The following is an 18,252-nucleotide window of genomic DNA, read 5'->3' on the forward strand; positions in this document are numbered from 1 at the left end:
TCGATCACGGCGGGGGTCATCTCGAGCCCCGCTTTGTTCGCTTGGGGGAGAAGATCGACGACGAGTATCAGGTGCTCGCCGGCCTCCAAGAAGGGGAACGGGTGGTTACGGGTGCCAACTTTCTTATCGACGCCGAGTCCCGGGTCCAGGGGGCCTTGCAGATTTGGTCTGGGGAGCAGCCCGCAGAGGGAGCGTTGGTGCCCGGGAAGCCCGCTCCGGCCGCTCCTCCGCCGGCTGGCCATCACCATCACCACGGGATGCCCGGAATGCCTGGGATGTAGCCATGTTGGAGCGCCTGATCGAATGGAGCGGCCGCAATCCGTTCTTGGTCAGCGTGCTGGCCGCCTTTGGCCTCACCTGGGGGATCTCGGCCTTGCGGAGTTCTCCCTTGGATGCCGTTCCGGATCTCTCCGACGCTCAGGTGATCGTCTATACGGAGTGGACGGGACGGAGCCCCACGCTCGTGGAAGATCAGATCACCTATCCGATCTCCACACTCTTTCTCTCGGCACCGAAAGTGAAGTTTGTCCGCGGAGAGTCGATCTTCGGGAAGTCGTTTGTCTACGTTATCTTCGAGGATGGCACGGACATCTATTGGGCTCGGTCGCGCGTGCTCGAGTACTTGAATTCGGTTCGCGGTCGATTGCCGGAAGGAGTTAGCCCAACCTTGGGGCCGGATGCGACGGGCGTCGGCTGGGTCTATGAATACGCGCTCGTCGACGAGTCGGGACGCCACGACCTAACCGAGCTTCGCTCTTTCCAGGACTGGACGCTCCGCTATGCCTTGGCGTCCGTCCATGGCGTTTCGGAGGTGGCGAGCGTTGGTGGCTACGTTCGTCAATATCAAGTCAATCTCGATCCCGACAAGCTCGTGGCCTACGGCGTTCGCTTCTCCGAGGTCGTCGATGCAGTTCGCAAGGGCAACCGCGACGTGGGCGGAAAGAGCTTCGAGATCTCGACGATGGAGTATTACATCCGTGGGCGGGGCTACTTTCAATCCCTCGCCGACGTGGGAAACGTGGTCGTGCGCACCGACCCGCAGGGCTTTCCCATCCTGGTCCGCCAACTGGGGAGCCTCACCCTTGGGGGAGACTTGCGGCAAGGGCTGGTGGAGTTCGGTGGAAAGGGGGAAACCGTTGGGGGGATCGTCGTGATGCGTTACGGCGAAAATGCCCTGCGGGTGATCGACGGAATCAAGAAAAAGCTGAAGACGCTCGAGGGCTCTCTCCCTTCCGGAGTCCGACTCGTCCCCACCTACGACCGTTCCGAGCTCATCCATCGATCGATTCGGACCCTTTGGGAGAAGTTGATCGAGGAGAGTCTCGTGGTCAGCCTGGTCTGCATTCTCTTCCTGTGGCATGTCCGCAGCGCTCTGGTGGCGATTCTGCTTCTCCCGGCGGCGATCATCCTCTCCTTCATCCCCTTCAGCGGTCTGCGCCTGACGGCGAACATCATGTCGCTGGGAGGAATCGCCATCGCGATCGGGGCCATGGTCGATGGAGCCGTCATCATGGTGGAAAATGCCCATAAGCAGTTGGAGGAGGCCCGGGAAAAGAGCGGGAAGGAACCACGCGGGGAGGAGCGGCTCCAAGTGCTGCTTTCCGCAGCCAAGATGGTGGGCCGCCCGCTCTTCTTCTCGCTCCTCGTAATTACCGTTTCTTTTGTCCCCGTCTTTGCTCTCGAGGCTCAGGAAGGCCGTCTCTTTCGTCCGCTGGCCTTCACCAAGACCTTCGCGATGTTTTTCGCGGCCCTGCTCTCGGTGACCTTGGTTCCCGTGCTGATGCTCTGGTTCATCCGGGGACGGATCGTTCCGGAAAAGCGCAACCCGCTCAACCGGCTGCTTCTCGCCGCCTACGATCCGATCCTCCGGTTCGTCCTTCGCTATCGCATTCCCGTGCTTCTCCTCGCACTCGCGGTGCTGGCCTCGACTCTCTATCCGATCTCCCGCCTGGGTGCGGAGTTCATGCCCCCGCTGGGCGAGGGAACCCTGCTCTACATGCCGACGGCCGTGCCCGGGGTGGCGATTGCAGAGGCCGCTCGGATCCTCCAGACGCAGGACCGAATCATCGCCCGAATGCCCGAGGTCGCTACCGTCTTCGGAAAGGTAGGGCAGGCGGACACCGCGACCGATCCCGCCCCGCTGTCCATGACCGAAACGGTGGTGACCTTCCGGCCGGAAAGCCAATGGCGCCAAGGGATGACTTGGGACAAGCTCGTCGCGGAGTTGAATGGGCAGCTCCAGTTCCCGGGAGTGGCCAACATCTTCTGGATGCCGATCCAGACCCGCACGGAGATGCTGACGACGGGCTTCCGGTCGAACTTGGGGATCAAGATCTTTGGTTCGGATCTCAACGTCATCCGCGATTTAGGGGAGAAGATCGAGCGCACCCTTTCCGGGTTTCCCGATACCCGGAGCGTCTTCGCGGAGAGGGTGGAAGGAGGGCGTTACCTGGATATCCAGGTTCGCCGCGAGGCATTGGCCCGTTACGGATTCACGGTCGAGGATGTCAACCAAGCGATCGAGGGAGCGATCGGCGGGAACACCGTGACCGTCACAGTGGAGGGGCGGGAACGATATCCCGTGAGTGTCCGATACAATCGAGACTTTCGGCAGGATCCGCTTGCGCTCTCTCGGATCCTCTTGGGCGAGTCGCCGGAGGCTGTTTCCCTCGCAGCCTCGCCGCGGGGTTCGTCCCCGGGGCCGATCGCGGGCGTCCAGGTGCCTTTGGGAGAGTTGGCGGATATCCATTTTACCTTCGGCCCTCCCGAGGTTCGGAGCGAGAACGCCCAGCTCGTCGGCTTTGTCTTTGTCGACAGCACGGCCAAGGATTTCGTCGGCTATGTTCAAAAGGCTGGCGCAGAGATCGCCCGAAACGTCACTTTCCCTCCCGGATACTACGTCGAGTGGGCCGGTTCTTATGAATATTTCCTCCGCGCGAAGCAGCGTCTTTTTCTCCTCATCCCGCTCACCTTAGTGATTATTTTTGTTTTGTTGCATCTGAATACGCGGTCGGTGGATCGAACCTTCCTGGTGCTGCTCGCCGTGCCCTTTTCTCTGGTAGGCGCCTTTTGGCTCCTCTACTGGCTCGGCTATAACCTGAGCGTGGCGGTGGCCGTCGGACTGATCGCGCTGGCCGGTCTCGACGCGGAGACAGGCGTGATCATGCTTCTCTATTTGGACAACGCCTATGAGGAACGAAGTCGCGAAGGACGAATGCGGTCGCGAGCCGATCTGCGTGCGGCGATCGAAGAGGGCGCTCTCGGCAGAATCCGCCCGAAGATGATGACCATCTGCGCGATTCTCTTCGGTCTTCTCCCCATCCTCTGGAGCCGGGAGACCGGGGCGGACGTCATGAAACGGATCGCCGCTCCCATGGTCGGCGGGATCGTGACTTCGGGAGTGCTCGAATTACTCCTCTACCCAATCCTCTACTTCCTCTGGCGCGGCCGCGGCTTGCCAAGGGGAGACGAGGCTTCCGAGGCGAGACCGGGGCTTGGTTCGGCTGCGAAACAGGCTCGCTCTTAATTCGAGGGCCGCAGAGCCTCAAGAGGCCCAACGGGCTTTCCCGATCTCGACGAGCGGCTCCCCGTATGTTGTCCTTTCCCGCACGCGGCTCCGGTTGCAGCAGGCGGCCGAAAGCCGATGGCCGCGCCAAAGCGTTGAACGAGTCGGTGAGGGGCCAGTTCTCACAAATTTCGTAGCCGAGGCGCCGCAAATGGGCTTGGATGCGAGGCGCGGCGCCGGTTTTCCACCGGGGCTGTATGAAGACATACTGCAAGGATGGAAAACCAAGCCCAACGAAGCAGGCGAGCCCATTGTGCAAGCCGCAGGAGAAAGCTTGTGAGAACTGGCCGCTAAGGAACGGTAGAAAGACGAGACCATCGGCGTGACCAAATTTTATCTCCTCGGCTTTTGCATCGCCTTTCTCATCGGCTTGACCGGAGTCGGAGGGGGTACCCTGACGGTTCCCATTCTCCTCTTCTTCGGGATCGAGCCGGCGGTCGCGGTCGGCGTCGCCTTGGGGTTCTCGGCGTTGATCAAGATCCCGAGCGCCCTCATCTACTTTCTCAAAAGGGAGATCAACAAGCGGATTCTGCTGCTTCTCTGCCTAGGGGGAATTCCCGGTGTCATAGCCGGTTCCTTTCTGCTCGCCCACGCTTCGCGAAAAGGACACCTCGGCTCGTTCATCCTGCTCGCGATCGGCCTGACGGTCGTTCTCTCCTCCCTACTCAACCTCTGGCTTGCCCTGACCGATCATCGTCTCCAGCTCCACCGCTATTTGCGCTGGCTGCCCCTCTTTTCCCTCTTGATCGGGTTGGAGGTCGGCTCCTTTTCCGCAGGGGGTGGGGCCTTGGGGAGCCTCCTTCTCCTGACTCTGACCAAGCTCGCGCCGAGCGAGGTCGTCGGGACGGACATCGCCTTCGGGATGATTCTTTCTCTAGTTGGAGGGGTCATCCATGCCCATCAGGGGCTGAGCGATGCTCACCTCGTTTCCGCGATGGTGGGAGGCGGGGTATTGGGAGCCATCGGAGGCTCCTATGCCTGCACCATCATTCCCAAGAAGCCCGCCCGAGTCTTTCTTCTTGTCTGGTTGATCTTCGTCGGCGCGATGGTGACGCTGCGCGCGATCCGGTAAAAAAAGAGGATCGCCGGAAAGCGATCGCCGCGCCTTGGGTGCGAACCTTGTCAGATATGCCGTCTAGATCACAGCCGTCGGAACCAGATACCAATAGAGCTTGTTGAGCGCGACTTTCTGGAGATGGCGAAAGTCATCCGGTTCATGCACCGCCGGCGGATGAGCGTAGTCGAAATCCAGAATGGTTGCCTTCCCATATCCTGCATCGATAAAGCAGGTGACGTGCCCATTATAGGTTGCTTTCCCGGGTGAGGGCTCCTGCCGAGTAATCGCGGCCTCGATCTGTTCGGCGATCACCGGCGCCTCGAAGTGGGCGGTGCTTCCGGCTTTGCTGATGGGCAAGTCGGTCGTATCGCCCAGCGCCCAGACATTGGGAAGTCCGCTCACGTGGAGTGTATTGCGATCGGTCTTCACCCATCCGTCGTTGTCCGCCATCGGGTGTCCTCGAAGGAATGTTGCTCCCTTATGGGGCGGAGTCATCACCAGGATATCGAAAGGAAGCTCGGTTCCTTCCAGACTCTTGACGATCTGCTTTTCGGCATCGACGGACTCGAGGTTAAAAAAAGTTTCCGCGCGGATGGAACGGCGCTCGAAGAGAGCCCGAACCACAGGAACGACGCTGGGAATCTGGAAGACGTCGTTCAAGGGAAAGGTGTAGACGATCTCGGTCTTGGAGCGGACCCCCTTGTGGCTGAGAAAGGCTTCGGCAAGAAAGGTGAACTCGAGGGGAGCCACCGGGCACTTGTAAGGGATTCCGCCCACTCCCACGACGAGGCGTCCTCCTTCGAATTCGCTCAGCTTATGGTAGAGACGATAGGCCGCGTCAGGCGTGTAGAAATGATCCGCACCGGCGACAAAACCCTCTACTGCTTCCGGGCAGGGAACGGAGCCCGTGGCAATGACCAGATAGTCGTAGGAAAGATGTTCCCCTTTGGCGGTACGGAGCGTCTGCTTCTCGGGAAGCCATTCGGAAACCGTCTCGGTCCGTAAATGAACTTTCGGGTTGAGCAACTTACGCTCGGAGCGCGCGATTTTTCTCGGATCCTCCTCGCCGAACGGGATGTAGAGCTGTGCCGGCTGGTAATAATGGAGAGGAGAATCGCTGACGACTTCGATCGCCGCATCTTCGGGCCGTAACCGGTGAGCTAATCGGTTGGCCACGATCGTTCCCCCGGTTCCGCCTCCCAGGATCAGAATTTTTTTCATGATGCTCCTTTCTTTCTCTTGAGGAACCGACCGCCTAGTGACTAGCGGCGATCTTGCCGCCTAGTGATTCTTACGGCAGATGATTCGAGTCCCTCCGGGGGCCGCCTCTTCCATTCCGATCAACTCGTAGCGGGCCTTATTGATCCAAGCGGGAATGTCTTTCTTGCTTCCCTCATCGCCGGAGATGACCGCGACGACGTCGCCGACGTTCGCCGAGCGCACCAAGCGAATCATTTCCATGAGCGGTCCCGGGCAAAAGCTCCCTCGCGCATCGCTCTCTTTGGTGATCTTTACTCCTTCCATACGTTCTCCCTTTGTCTCCCTGTTGGCATCAGCCGAGATCGGCTGGCTCTTCTATAGAAAAATGATCTGCCCGTCGGACGCTTCTTCGATGAAATGGGCGACCCCCACGATCTCGCTCACGATCGGCTCGAGATCCTCGAGCTTGATGGAGAGGAGATCCATCGTGAGCCCGCAGGCCTTGACCTTGACGTTACCAATGTCCATGGCGCTCTGGATGGTCTCAAGCCAATTGGGCGCTTTTTTGGCCTCCAAGACTTGAAGAAACTGGGCCCCGTAGTCCTCGAAGTCTTTGCTGATGCGTCGGTTCTGCTTCCAGTCCCCCTTGCGGAGGGCGAAGAGGCCGTAAAAGGTGGCAAAGATGGTTACTTCCTTCTGCATGGCGGCAGCGCCGGAGGCGATGATCGAAGCCGCCATGAGCTTATCTACTGTGCCGGAGAAGAGAACAATCGACAATTTTTCACTCATAAGAGCCTTTGCGTGAAGGTTGAAGAGACGCGCGCAGCTTGACATTACATTGCTCGCAAAGGCGATCTCTCCCGTCAAGCAAAAAGTCTCTGCCGCGCCTCCGCACTTTGTGAGAGGGGCAGCCTCAGAGGAGCTGTTTGCGGGCAAGCGCCTTTCGCAAGCTTTTCCGGGCACGGTAGAGGCGCATCTCCACGATTTTGCGGGAGCAGCCGAGAACCTGGGCAATCTCTTCGTAGGAGAGCTCCTCGTACTCGAAAAGAATCAAGGTTTCCTTGAGCGGTTCAGGAAGCAAAAGGACCGCCGCCCGGACCTGCTCGCAGATTTCCCGCCGTTCGAGCTGAGTTCCCGGAGGCGTTTCCGACCCGAGGAGTTCCTCGAGAGGACGCGAGTGTTCTCTGTCTCCGGGAGCTTCCAGGGAAACCGTGGGATGCCGGCGGCGCCATCGGGCCAGGTTGCGGCTCAGGTTCGTGGCAATCGTGAAGAGCCAAGTCGAGAAGCGGCCCTTCGGTCGAACTTTGCTGCGGGCTTCGTAGACGCGAACGAAGGTTTCCTGCGCGAGATCGGCTGCCGAGGCCGCATCGCCGGTAAGCCGGCAGAGAAAGAAAAAAAGCCTCTCCTGCCAGCGATCCATGAGGGCGCTTAAGGCTTGATCGTTCCCCTTGGCGAGCCGAGTCATGAGCTCCCAGTCGGGATCCGGCGCAATCATGGGCCGCTTCTCCCGCTTCGCCCTGGGCTACGGAGTGGGATCGAAGCCCAAAAGCTCATTCGAGACAAGGGTTAGGTAGTGTTGTTGCTGCTTGCTGGAGAGTTCTTCGCTCACCGCGTAGACGTGCTGGAGGAATGCTTGCCGACAGTCGGAGCGGAGCCGGTCGCTCTCCGCCATGGCCGCCAGGATTTCCGGCGTGATCGAGCGGTTTTGCCGTAACAGGGCTTCGAGCTTCGCGTCGGCTGCGAGAATCTGCCGGCACATCGCCTGGCAGCGAGGGCGGTGCGCTTCTTGCAGACGGGCGATTGCCGTGAGTTGTTGGTTGGAGAGGTGAAGCTCGCGGCGAAGCCATTGCAACCCCGCGTCGGGACCTCTGGCGACCTGTCGGGCAGGGAGCAGCTCGAAGAAGAGTGTTGCTGCATAGACCAAGGCCGCGATGAGGGCGATCGGGCCGGCGAGCAGGAAGATCCGTTTCACGGTCTCCTCTGCGCAGACGCCAAGGCTTGGGGGTCGATCTCCTGGAAGTATTGGGCTTTCAGCTCCGACCACCGTTTCTTCTCCCATCGGCTTGCTTGGCCTGTCGCGAGCAGAAAAGCGAGAAGGACGGCGGCAACAAACAGGACCCAGGCTCCCCGGCTCAGGCGCGCGGCAGGAACGGCTTCCCGCGAGCGCCCTGCCACCCGCTCCCAGACCTCGGCTTGAAATCGGGCCGGAAGACGACCTTCCGGACGCCAGCTATGCAACACATCATCCAACGGATCGCGGCTCATCTCCTGCCTCCAGGCTCTATCAGAATAAACACTCCATGGCGGCTTTTCCCTCGCAAAATCAAAACGAGGCTGTTGCGATTCTACCACGCCCGGATCGGCCGCAAGGGGGGAATCCCTCGGCCCTTGCGCGAAAGGCACGAAAGAAAAGCCTGACTTGCACTCTTGTGTAATCCTCTGCTACTGTTCATCCAAGACCGCAAGGAGGCATGGCATGAATGAAGTGATCACTAGACAGAAGCTGCTCAATGATGTTCGCGAGGTCATCCACGACACGGAAATTCTCATGAAGGAATCGACGGGCAACCTCGGGGAAAAGGCGCGCGACGTGCAGGAGCGCTTGACCGCTCGAATCAGCTCTCTGCGCGAATATCTGGGTGACCGGGAAGACCGTTTTGCGGATCGTGCTTTGGGAGGCGTGCAGGAAATCGATCGAACCGTGCGCGATCATCCTTACGAGGCGGTCGGCCTGGGGGTTGTGTTTGGGGTGCTGCTCGGAGCGTTGCTCAGTCGCCGATAGATGACGGAAGCGCAGCAGCGCGGTGGCGCTCGCGGCTCGGGGCAGAAGCTTCTTACGCTGCTGCTTCGACTGATGGCGGTCCGCCTGGAGCTCTTTGCCGTAGAGCTTCAAATGGAGATCGAGCAACTCCTCCGTCTGCTGCTCTGGTTGGGAGCGGGACTTTTTCTCGCAGGTCTCTCCGTTCTCTGGCTTGGCATTGCGCTCCTCTCTCTGACCTGGGATGATCCGATGGCCCGAACCGTTACCGTCGGTACGATGGGAGTGGCCTGTCTGGGAGCGATGATCTTTGCGGGAACGCGCGTATGGAAACGGCTGAAAGCATTGAGGACCCCGTTTGCTGAGACCATTCAGGAACTAGGGAAGGACGTCGCGTGGTTGCACGATCGCGCAAGGAAGTAAGAGAAGAGAGAATGCGAGAACTCCTCGCTGCCTGCGAGCAGCAGCGAACCGAGTTGCGTGACACTCTCGAGGAGCTGCGGACGCCTGTCCGAGTCCTGGAAGTCGGCTGGCGCTTGGCGCAGGTGGTTCGTCCCGGGTTGCAGCTTTTCCGTGAGATTCAGGACGATTGGAAGCTACAGACGCCCAAGAAAGCCAGAAGCTCCCTGCTTTCCGTATTTCGCTTCTTTTCTTGGGCGGAGCGGGCCCGACTGGCGTTGACGGTCGGGCGCTGGGTTGGAGGTCATCTGTTAGGGAAAGGCCGAGGCAGAGCCTGACGGTAGGTACCAACTTTGACCTTGCTTCGCGTCCCGGCCTCAAGTAGACGTCGAATAGACGGTGAGGACTGTCGCGATTGGTCGATTTCGAACAAGGATGACACTTGATCGTGCATGAGGTCCGCTGCGGGAATCCGCGGCTCACGTCATTTGTTCTAGCTAACCAATTGTAGATCTATGATTTATCAGTTGTTTCTCAAGGGCGGCCCGATCATGTGGCCGATCCTGCTCCTTTCGATCGCGACCATGGCCGTCCTCTTCGAGCGCTTCCTCTTCCTTTTGACCGAGGCTCGGCGAAGCGACATCAAGCTCGTGCGGAAGATCTTCGAGCTGGCCGAGCATGGTCGCATCCATCAGGCGCTTGCCGCTGGGGAGAAATCGAAGGATGCGGTGGTGCGTGTGCTCGTGGAAGGTTTGCGGCATAAAGATGGCTCCGTTTCCGACGCGCTGCTGGAAGCGGCCAATGCCCAGCTCGACCGCTACAACAAGGGATTGGTCGTTCTGGATACCGCCGTGACCCTGGGGCCGCTTCTCGGGCTCCTGGGCACCGTCACCGGCATGATGCGTGCGTTCAGCATCGTCGGCGGTGGGGAGTTGGCGGGCAAGCAGGCGGCCATTACCGGAGGCGTGGCGGAATCGTTGATCGCCGTGAGCTTCGGTCTCACGGTGGCGATCGTTGCCATCGTCCCTCTTAATTTTTTCAGCTCCCGGATGGAGACCATGCGCCGCCAGATGGAAGCCGCTTCCACCAAGCTCGAAATGCTTCTGCTTCGTTTTGCCGGCCGCTCCTCGGCGGACGAGGAGCAGGTAGGAGCTACGGCTCTCGGGAACGAGGAAGGCGACTGACCTCGGGCGCAGCATCTTCTTTCTTATGAAGGTCTCTTCTCCACGGCGCCATCGGCCTCGTCTCGAAATCATCCCGTTTATCGACGTGATGTTTTTTCTCTTGGCCACGTTCATGATCATGTCCCTGGCGATGGTCAAGAATCCGGGGGTGGCGGTACAGCTGCCCAAGGCCCAGACGTCCGCAAGCGAGGAGCGAAAGGAGAAGGAAGTTACCCTCACCATCACCGACAAGGGCGATGTCTTTTTCGATCATGACAAGGTCTCTACGGCAGAGCTTCCCGGAAAGCTCGCCGCACTCAAGGCAGAGGCCGGCCCGGACAAGGCCAAGGTCTTTCTCAACAGCGACCGGAAGGCCACCTTCGACAACGTGGTGGGCGTCCTCGACGAAATCCGCAAGCAAGGGATCTCGAAGATTGCCATTCAGACCGAGCGAGCGGAAAAAGCTCGCTAGCGTCTTTAGCTCGTAGCCGGCTCCGCGTTCCCGCGCCGTCCTGGGGTTACCCTCCTCGCAGGATGTCGGCATACGATTCCGGGGGAAAACTAACTTCCACCGCAGCAGACATCTCCCATTCGCAAGCCGCAGGAGAACGCTTGTGAGAGGGGAAGCTTAGCTCTGCACGCGTTCGGAGAGATTCCCCGACGCCTGCTTCTGCTTGGCGATCTGCCGCTTGCGCAGCATGTAGTAGAAAACGGGAACGGCAGGCTGGGAGAGAAGCGTCGCGGCGATCTCGCCGGCCATGAGGGCGAGGGCGAGCCCTTGAAAAATGGGATCGAAGAGGATCACCGCGCTGCCGATGACCACAGACAGAGCGGTCAGCAGGATCGGACGCAAACGAATGGCACCCGCGGAAATGACCGCTTCCTCCAAGGGATCACCTGCTTCGAGGCGCATCTCGATGAAATCGACCAGGATAATGGCATTGCGAACGACGATCCCCGCGCCGGCCATCATCCCGATCATCGAGGTGGCGGTGAAAAACATCCCGAGATACCAATGAGCGGGAAGAATCCCGATCAGGGAGAGGGGAATGGGCAGCATCACCGCCCAAGGGGTCACAAAAGAGCGAAACCATCCGACGACCAGGATAAAGATCAGGACAAGGACCATGGCGAAGGCTTTACCGAGATCCCGGAAAACCTCATAGGTCACTTGCCATTCGCCATCCCACTTGATCGACCAGTCATTCGGACTGTCGGGAAGATGGGTATACAGGATTTCCAGCGGCTTTCCCTGTGGCGTGCGGATGTTTTCGAGCGAAGGAGTAAAATCGAGGATGCCGTAGACGGGACTGCCGATCTGGCCCGTCACGTCGCCCAGGAGATAGGTTACCGGCATCAAGTTCTTATGGAAAATGGGATGGCGCTGCCAGCCCGTCTGCTGCGAGGTCAGGTCTTTGACGGGAATCAGCCGGGCAAATCGGGAAAGCAGGGCCAGGTTACGGACGGCCTGATCGGTCCGGCGCTGCTCTTCGGGCAGGCGGACGAGAATCTGCACGCGTTCCGGATCGTTCGGAGCATGGGCAAGACCGGGACTTGTCCCCTGTAAGGCCGTGACAATGTTCTGCGCGACCGCTTCTCCCGGCAGTCCGTTCAGGGATGCTTTGACCAGATCGACGTTGAGAAGTTCGAGCGGATGATCGCTCTCCTCATAGGTGGCGATATCGGTGATCTCCGGGGATTGGCGCATCAGCTTCTCCACTTGGGTAACGATTTCTCGGCGCTGGACAGCCGAAGGACCATAGATTTCCAAGACGAGCGTGGAAAGAACGGGTGGGCCGGGCGGAACCTCCGCAACCTGGACGTAGGCGCCCTCGAATTCTCGGGCGATCCGGTTGATTTCGGGTCGGACACTTTCCGCGATGTCATGACTTTGGCGTTTCCTCTCGGACTTGTTCGTGAGGTTCACCTGCAGGTCGCCCTGGTAAGGGGCTTCCCGGAGAAAATAGTGGCGGATCAGCCCGTTGAAGTTGTAGGGCGAATGAGTGCCGGCCTGGACCTCCACGTTGGTCACCTCGGGAATTTTGAGAACGACCTGGGCCATCCGATCGAGCAGGGAGCGAGTCGTCTGGAGAGGGGTTCCCTCCGGCATGTTGAGGATGACCTGGAATTCATTTTTGTTATCGAAGGGGAGCATCTTGGCGCGGACGAGCTTGAGAGGAATCAAGGCTACGGCACCCACCAGGAGGAGGAGAACGCCGAGAACGAAGAGAAGGCGCAACCACCGGTTGTAGATCAAGGGAGTCACGAACCCTCGATAGAGGCGCAGAAGGAGTCCTTCTCCGCGGTCGCCCGCGTGCTTGCTTCCTTTTAACAACGAGACCGATGCCCAAGGCGTTGCTGAAAGGGAGACGAGCATGGAAACGATCATCGCGGTGGTTGCTCCGATCGGAATGGGCCGCATGTAAGGGCCCATGAGGCCTCCCACGGTGGCCATCGGAAGGATGGCGGCGATCACCGCCAAGGTGGCCAAAATCAAGGGGCCGACGATCTCGAGCATGGCTTCGGTCGCCACAACGAGCAGGGACCGGCCGGCGTTGGCTGGCAGATGGAGGTGGCGGACGATGTTTTCCACCCCGACGATCGGGTCATCGACCAGAATGCCGATCGTGAAGATTAAGGCAAAAAGGGTGACCCGGTTGATGGTGAAATGGAAGAGATGGAAGGTGAGCAGGGTAATCGCCAGCGTGGTTGGGATCGCAATGACGGTGATCGCCGCAGCCCGCAAACCGAGGAAGAGGGCAATCAGAAGGCTCACCCCGAAAATCGCGATCCCCATGTGCTCCAGGAGTTCATTGGATTTTTCCGCCGCGGTCTCCCCATAATTACGCGTGACGACGTAACGGACGTCCGGGGGAAGGATCGAGGGACGGAGGGCATTGACGCTCGTCAGGATCTTCTTGGCCAGGAAGGTGGCGTTTGCCCCCTTTCTCTTGGCGATGGCAAGAGTGACGGCTTCGATCGAGCCTTTCGGCTGGCCGGCCGCAGCAGGACCGAAGCGGAGAGTCAAGCTCCGCTCATCCTGGTCCGGCCCGTCGACGATCTGCGCCACATCCCGCAGATAGACGATTTTTCCCTGGCTTACACTGACGACGAGGCTTTCGAGATCCTCTTTGGTCGTAATGAGGGCGTTGGGCTCGACATCGACGAGCTTCGGTTCCGACTCGAGGTGGCCCGCGGGAAGCCGCACATTGTTTTGTTGGATGAGTCGGACGAGGTCCGCCGGGGTGAGGAGGTGCGCAGCGAGCTTCGCCGGATCGAAGAAGACCTGGAATTGCCGTTTTCGCCCGCCGAGGATCGTGGTTTCCGAGATGTCGGAGATGGGATTGATCTTGTCGCGGACCGTAGCCACGATTCGACGGAGGCTGAGCGGATCCTTCTCTGAGCTGAAGAATGTGAGGGCGAGAATCGGAACGTCGTCGATGGATCGCGGCTTGATCAGCGGCAGGGATGCGCCGGGCGGGAGAAAGTCGAGATGGGAATAGACCTTGGTAAAGAGCTTGATGAGGCTCTTCTCCATGTCTTCGCCCACTCGAAAGCGAACGATAAACATGGCTCCGTTGGGGGCCGCCGTCGAATAGACATATTCGACCCCCGGGATCTCCCAAAAGACCCGCTCTCCATTGTCGACGACGCGCTTTTCGACCTCCTCGGGGCTCGCCCCGGGCATGGAGACGAAGATGTCAAAGAGCGGAACGACGATCTGAGGTTCTTCCTCCCGCGGCAGCTCGATCAAGGCAATGGCGCCCAGAAGCCAGGAGGCGAGGATGAGCAGGGGAGTAACCAGGGAAGAAGAGAAAAAGCGGATGAATCCGCCGATGGCTCCCCCCTCTTGCTTCGCACTCATGGGGCCGACTCCCCGATTTCCTTGGCGATCTGCTGGACTTGATAGTCATCGAGCTCCCCCGACAAAAAGTAGAGCTTTGCCCGAGAGATCTCGAGGCGGGCCAGACTGTCCCAATACCCGGTTTCGGTTTGGAGCTGCATCTGCCGCACGCCGAGCAGGTCGACGATCGTCTTTTTGCCTTCGCGGTAGAGTTCGGTCATCATTTCGGTCGACTTCCGGGCATCGGAGCTCGCCCGACCCAGGATCTCCGCGTCCTGAAGCGCTCCCTGATATTCGGCGTAGGCTTGACCCAGCTTGTTCTGGATCAGATCCCGCAAAGAAGCCGATTCGTGGCGCAGCTGCTCCTCGGCGGCCTGGGCTTGTTTGACCTTTGGATCCCGGGCGGGGTCGAAGAGAGGGACGGTTCCCATCGCTCCCACCGTGTAGCTTCTGCCGCCCGTATTGAAGTTGTCACTGTCGAGCATGCCGGAGGCGAAGCCGTTCACCGTAGGAAGAGCCGTCGCTCGCAAGCGGCCCACTTCGGAGTGTTGGGCGGCGATCGACGACTGGAGGGCCAATAGGTCGCTTCGATAGAGAAAAGCCTCCTGCACCCACTGGCCGAGCGGCTTCACGGGACTCTTGCGGGCGGCGGAAAGCGAGCCGACCACCGGCACCTCGGCGTCCGCTGCTTCTCCTTGGAGTGTGTTGACCGTGACGAGCGCCACCCGGCGTTTCGAGGTGTAGCCGTTCTGGCTCTGCTCGATCGAAGCGCTCATCGATCGGCCCGCATAAAAGTCCGCGCCCAAAACGAGCCCTTGCTCCATCAGCTGAACCGCCTGTTCGAGATCTTGGGTGGATGCTTGAACGTCGAGTCGTGCGAGTGCTCTTTCTCGCTCGGCCAGGAGCAGCTGCAAGTAGGCATCGATGGCCAGCAGGCTTGCCTCCATGCGGGTGAAGCGCTCCTCCTGCTCACTCTGTTGGATCAGATGCTTGGCCGTGCGAATCGAATCGATCGTCTGCATCGCGTCAAAAATCGGAACGATCGCCATCAATCCCATGTTCTGGTTCGAGACGGTGCCCGGATGGTTGAGCGTGTTGATGTTAAAATCGCCGGCCGAGAAGTTTCGCTCGGTCATGTGAAACATGAAGCCAAGGACGGGATTGTCGGAGGTGATCGAGTCGGCCCAACCGTAAACCCGGGGGAGAAAGCCGGACGCGGCGAGAGCCTTTTGAGCGAGCATCTCCTGGATTTTCGCGTGCTTCTTTTTTAGCTCGGGATAGTGTGCCTGAACCTTTCTCCAGAATTGAAGAAGAGGATGATCCCGGCCGGCGCTGGAATCCCGAGGATCGAGAGCCTTGGCGATCTCCACGCCTGCCGAGCCGCGTGCCTGACTGCGAAACTCGATGTCCGGCGGGTTTTGACGGCCGGGCGGGGATGTGCTGCTTTCCTCTGCGGGTGCAGGTCCCGCCGGCTCGGCTCCTCGCCCGCTCGTCATCATTCCGATCGCCAGCAAGAGGAGTAGAGTGGCACTCCTTGCCGGTCGAAGGGGAGACATGGGATGGGACCAACTCGGCTTCTAGGGATTGGCTGTCCTCTGGGTCGGGCCGTGGTGCCGCTCCAGCTTGCGGAAGATATTCTCCGCCGGGCAGAAGCCCGTAAAGGCCGACTGGAGTAGATTGAGACCGACAAAGGCGGTCACAAACAGCCACCAGGGACTCCAGAGCGACAAGAGAAGACTAATCAGAATGATCGTCCCCGCCAGCGCGCGCACTTTTCGCTCAATGCTCATATCCATTCTCTCCTCATTTCTCCATCGAGAATTACCCTATGCCTTGTCAACTGTAAAGGAAGAGGTCATGACATCCCTTCGGCAACGCAGTCCCTCTTTCCCCTGCCGGTTCATCCTTCCGGTCTGCTTCTCCGGCGGTCCCGCCTCGCCTCGAGTCCGTACTTGGTGAGATAGGCTAGCCGAGTTCGGGCGCGGCTTCACGCTCCAGCAAGTCGAGCAGGGAGCGGCGGATCTCTTTCCCCTCGAAGAGAATTTGGTAGATCTCTTCGGCGAGCGGTTTCTTGATCTCCCGGAAAAGAGGGTTTTCGCGGACCGAGGCGGTGGTCGGAACCCCTTCCACCACTCCTCCGGCCCTAGCCAGGGCTTCTTTCAAGGAGATGCCTTGGGCCAACTGGTAGCCAAGCAGGAAATTGCGGCTCTGCCGGCTGCGCGCGGTCAAGATGAGATCTCCGAGTCCGCTCAAGCCGGCAAACGTTTCGGGGCGTCCGCCAAGACAGAGGCCCAAGCGGGACATTTCGGCCAAGCAGCGGGTCAGAAGACTGGCTGAGGCATTCTCCCCGAGTTCCAAGCCAGCGCAGAGCCCTCCGGCGATCCCGTAAACATTCTTCAGGGCTCCCCCGATCTCCACTCCGATCAGGTCGGCGGAGCGATAGACTCGGAATCGCCGGTTGTGGAAGAGCTGCTGCACCCAGGCGGCGAGAGCTTCGTCTCGGGAGGCCGCTACCGTCGCTGCCGGCAGGCCTCGAAGGATCTCCTCGGCGAAATTCGGTCCAGAGAGTGCGGCGACCGCTTCGCTGCCCCAGGCATCCCGCACGATCTCGGTGACCCGGAACCCCGTGCCGACTTCCAAGCCCTTCCCCAGGCTCACGACAGGGACCATGGGGGCGGGCAGCCGCCGTAGGGTTTCCCGGACATGCTGCACCGGAATGGCCAAGCAGAGGAGGTCGAAGTTTCTCGGCCAGGCCGTCTCCGCGTGATGGACGAAAAAGGGCTGATGGCCGTTCTCCGAAAGAATTGCGCCGGCGGCCGTGCCCCAGCGCCCCTCGCCCAAAAGGCAAACTCTCGCGGGCCACGCTGCTGCTCCTTTCCGGCCAATTTCGATCATACGCCGGAAAGATCTTTTCCCCCATTGCGGCGAAAACGGGCTTCAGTTCCTTGGATCAGACGCCGGATGTTGCTCCGGTGGCGAAGGATCGCCAGCGATGAGGCGAGCAGGGAAAAAGCGAGGAGCACCCAACGTCCGGGATAGAGAAGGCCCGTGGCGATCGGAAAGACCAGTGCGGCTCCCAGAGACGCCATGGAGACGATCCGGCAGAGGAGAAAGAGGCTGCCCCAAATCCCGACAAGGACGAGAAAGGCCCAAGGGACCAACGCCAGCAGCACCCCCGCTGAGGTGGCAATTCCCTTCCCGCCCCTGCCGCGGAGCCAAGGGGTAAAATTATGTCCCAGGATCGAGGCGAGGCCGGCAAGGGAGCCAAGCGCATCCGCGATGGGGACGGACTGGGTCCCGGAAAGGTAGAGACCCACGCCCGTTGGCAGCGCTCCCTTGACAAAATCGAGCAAAAAGATCCAGCAGCCCCATCGCGCGCCCAAGACGCGCCATGCATTGGTCGCTCCGATGTTGCCACTCCCCTCGGTTCGCAGGTCGATCCCGCGACAGCAGCCGATCCAGTATCCAAAGGGGATCGAGCCAAGCAAAAAGCTCGCCAGCAGGAGCGCCGCCGCCCACCCGAGTCGGTCCAAAGAGAGCGGACTCATGGAAGAAAATCCCAGCCGATGGCTTTCTGTCGGAGGGCATGATCGGCCAAGACCAGACGCGTCATGGCTTCCACGATGGGAACCGCCCGGGGAAGCACGCAGGGGTCGTGCCGGCCGCGGGCGCGCAGAATGGTAGGCTGGCCTTTCTCCGTCACGGTTTCCTGGGGTAGGGCGATCGTGGCGACCGGCTTCAACGCAACGCGGAAAAAGAGCTCCTCGCCGTTGCTGATTCCACCCTGAACTCCTCCGCTGAAGTTTGTCCGGGTGCGGACCCGCCCTCCTTCGGAATAGAAGGGGTCATTATGCTGGGAGCCGCGCAGTCGCGTGCCGGCAAAGCCCGAGCCGAGCTCAAATCCCTTCGCCGCCGGAATCGAGAGCATCGCTTTTGCCAAGTCGGCGTCAAGCTTGTCGAAAACCGGCTCTCCCAAGCCCACCGGCATCCCTTGTACACGGCAGCTGACCACCCCTCCGACGGAGTCCCCTGCCTTCCGGGCCTCCTCGACCAGGGCAACGGCACGGGGAAGGGTCTCAGGATCGGGCCAGCGCAGCGCGTTTTCCTCGATCCGCTTCTCATCGAGGGAAGAAGAAGGATCCGGTGCCGATAGGCCTTGCACCTCCGAAACGTAGGCTACGACCTTGAGAGAAGGGAAAACCCGGTGCAGGAACTGTCCGGCCACAGCACCGCCGGCTACCCGCCCGACGGTTTCGCGGGCGGATG

The 18,252-nt window shown here is 60.2% G+C and carries 19 protein-coding genes and 1 pseudogene; 8 read left to right on the forward strand and 12 right to left on the reverse strand.

The genetic code is table 11. The annotated features are described in order from the left end of the window. From MAMT_RS02620 to MAMT_RS02635, 3 genes and pseudogenes are all read left to right on the forward strand, one after another. Positions 1–281 (forward strand): annotated as a pseudogene (locus tag MAMT_RS02620) (efflux RND transporter periplasmic adaptor subunit); the annotation flags it as partial. Positions 282–283: 2 nt separating this feature from the next. Next, entirely contained in the window at positions 284–3,526 is a 3,243-nt protein-coding gene (locus tag MAMT_RS02625; RefSeq protein ID WP_142659392.1) for an efflux RND transporter permease subunit, read from the forward strand. A 361-nt stretch (positions 3,527–3,887) separates the two neighbouring features. Beyond that, positions 3,888–4,637 (forward strand): sulfite exporter TauE/SafE family protein, encoded by a 750-nt coding sequence (locus MAMT_RS02635; protein ID WP_142659393.1) that lies wholly within the window; start codon positions 3,888–3,890, stop codon positions 4,635–4,637. Between the two features lie 63 nt (positions 4,638–4,700). Here MAMT_RS02635 and MAMT_RS02640 read toward each other — a convergent pair whose 3' ends face one another. The 6 genes from MAMT_RS02640 to MAMT_RS11265 all read right to left on the reverse strand — a co-directional run bounded on the left by MAMT_RS02640 (position 4,701) and on the right by MAMT_RS11265 (position 8,087). Continuing rightward, positions 4,701–5,843: an NAD(P)/FAD-dependent oxidoreductase gene (locus tag MAMT_RS02640; RefSeq protein WP_142659394.1), complete on the reverse strand. Its 1,143-nt coding sequence runs from the start codon at positions 5,841–5,843 to the stop codon at positions 4,701–4,703. Between the two features lie 60 nt (positions 5,844–5,903). Then, a complete protein-coding gene (locus MAMT_RS02645) occupies positions 5,904–6,146 on the reverse strand; it encodes a sulfurtransferase TusA family protein (protein ID WP_142659395.1) in 243 nt (80 codons plus the stop codon). A gap of 51 nt (positions 6,147–6,197) precedes the next feature. Next, positions 6,198–6,611, reverse strand: coding sequence for a DsrE/DsrF/DrsH-like family protein (locus MAMT_RS02650; RefSeq protein ID WP_142659396.1), 414 nt, complete (start codon positions 6,609–6,611; stop codon positions 6,198–6,200). A 124-nt stretch (positions 6,612–6,735) separates the two neighbouring features. Then, complete coding sequence (locus MAMT_RS02655) at positions 6,736–7,317, reverse strand: RNA polymerase sigma factor (protein WP_142659397.1); 582 nt, start codon at positions 7,315–7,317, stop codon at positions 6,736–6,738. A gap of 27 nt (positions 7,318–7,344) precedes the next feature. Then, positions 7,345–7,794 carry a periplasmic heavy metal sensor gene (locus MAMT_RS02660; protein ID WP_178086872.1) on the reverse strand — a complete coding sequence of 150 codons (450 nt, stop codon included), beginning with the start codon at positions 7,792–7,794 and terminating at the stop codon, positions 7,345–7,347. Further along, positions 7,791–8,087: a hypothetical protein gene (locus tag MAMT_RS11265; RefSeq protein WP_178086873.1), complete on the reverse strand. Its 297-nt coding sequence runs from the start codon at positions 8,085–8,087 to the stop codon at positions 7,791–7,793. Before MAMT_RS11265 ends, MAMT_RS02660 begins: the two co-directional genes overlap by 4 nt. Before the next feature lie 211 nt (positions 8,088–8,298). Here MAMT_RS11265 and MAMT_RS02665 point away from each other — a divergent pair, with 211 nt between their 5' ends. From MAMT_RS02665 to MAMT_RS02685, 5 genes are all read left to right on the forward strand, one after another. Further along, positions 8,299–8,604 (forward strand): ElaB/YgaM/YqjD family protein, encoded by a 306-nt coding sequence (locus MAMT_RS02665; RefSeq protein ID WP_142659401.1) that lies wholly within the window; start codon positions 8,299–8,301, stop codon positions 8,602–8,604. After that, positions 8,605–9,003, forward strand: a complete 399-nt coding sequence (locus MAMT_RS02670; protein ID WP_142659403.1) for a phage holin family protein — start codon at positions 8,605–8,607, stop codon at positions 9,001–9,003. Between the two features lie 11 nt (positions 9,004–9,014). Continuing rightward, positions 9,015–9,317, forward strand: a complete 303-nt coding sequence (locus tag MAMT_RS02675; RefSeq protein ID WP_142659404.1) for a hypothetical protein — start codon at positions 9,015–9,017, stop codon at positions 9,315–9,317. 177 nt (positions 9,318–9,494) lie between these two features. After that, entirely contained in the window at positions 9,495–10,163 is a 669-nt protein-coding gene (locus tag MAMT_RS02680; RefSeq protein WP_142659406.1) for a MotA/TolQ/ExbB proton channel family protein, read from the forward strand. Between the two features lie 25 nt (positions 10,164–10,188). Further along, complete coding sequence (locus MAMT_RS02685; RefSeq protein WP_142659408.1) at positions 10,189–10,614, forward strand: ExbD/TolR family protein; 426 nt, start codon at positions 10,189–10,191, stop codon at positions 10,612–10,614. A gap of 156 nt (positions 10,615–10,770) precedes the next feature. Here MAMT_RS02685 and MAMT_RS02690 read toward each other — a convergent pair whose 3' ends face one another. The 6 genes from MAMT_RS02690 to aroC all read right to left on the reverse strand — a co-directional run. Then, complete coding sequence (locus tag MAMT_RS02690) at positions 10,771–14,007, reverse strand: efflux RND transporter permease subunit (protein ID WP_142659409.1); 3,237 nt, start codon at positions 14,005–14,007, stop codon at positions 10,771–10,773. Next, positions 14,004–15,542, reverse strand: a complete 1,539-nt coding sequence (locus MAMT_RS02695; protein ID WP_142659411.1) for a TolC family protein — start codon at positions 15,540–15,542, stop codon at positions 14,004–14,006. Before MAMT_RS02695 ends, MAMT_RS02690 begins: the two co-directional genes overlap by 4 nt. 21 nt (positions 15,543–15,563) lie before the next feature. Beyond that, complete coding sequence (locus MAMT_RS02700) at positions 15,564–15,776, reverse strand: YgaP family membrane protein (protein WP_142659413.1); 213 nt, start codon at positions 15,774–15,776, stop codon at positions 15,564–15,566. 175 nt (positions 15,777–15,951) lie between these two features. Further along, entirely contained in the window at positions 15,952–16,881 is a 930-nt protein-coding gene (locus tag MAMT_RS02705) for an NAD(P)H-dependent glycerol-3-phosphate dehydrogenase (protein WP_246186487.1), read from the reverse strand. Next, positions 16,878–17,534, reverse strand: a complete 657-nt coding sequence (gene plsY / locus MAMT_RS02710) for a glycerol-3-phosphate 1-O-acyltransferase PlsY (protein WP_142659415.1) — start codon at positions 17,532–17,534, stop codon at positions 16,878–16,880. Before plsY ends, MAMT_RS02705 begins: the two co-directional genes overlap by 4 nt. After that, positions 17,531–18,252, reverse strand: a 722-nt coding sequence (aroC, locus tag MAMT_RS02715) for a chorismate synthase (protein WP_142659417.1), incomplete at its 5' end; no start/stop codon positions are given. The genes aroC and plsY, both read right to left, overlap by 4 nt.

The sequence above is a fragment of the Methylacidimicrobium tartarophylax genome, assembly GCF_902143375.2.
Classification (GTDB): Bacteria; Verrucomicrobiota; Verrucomicrobiia; order Methylacidiphilales; family Methylacidiphilaceae; genus Methylacidimicrobium; species Methylacidimicrobium tartarophylax.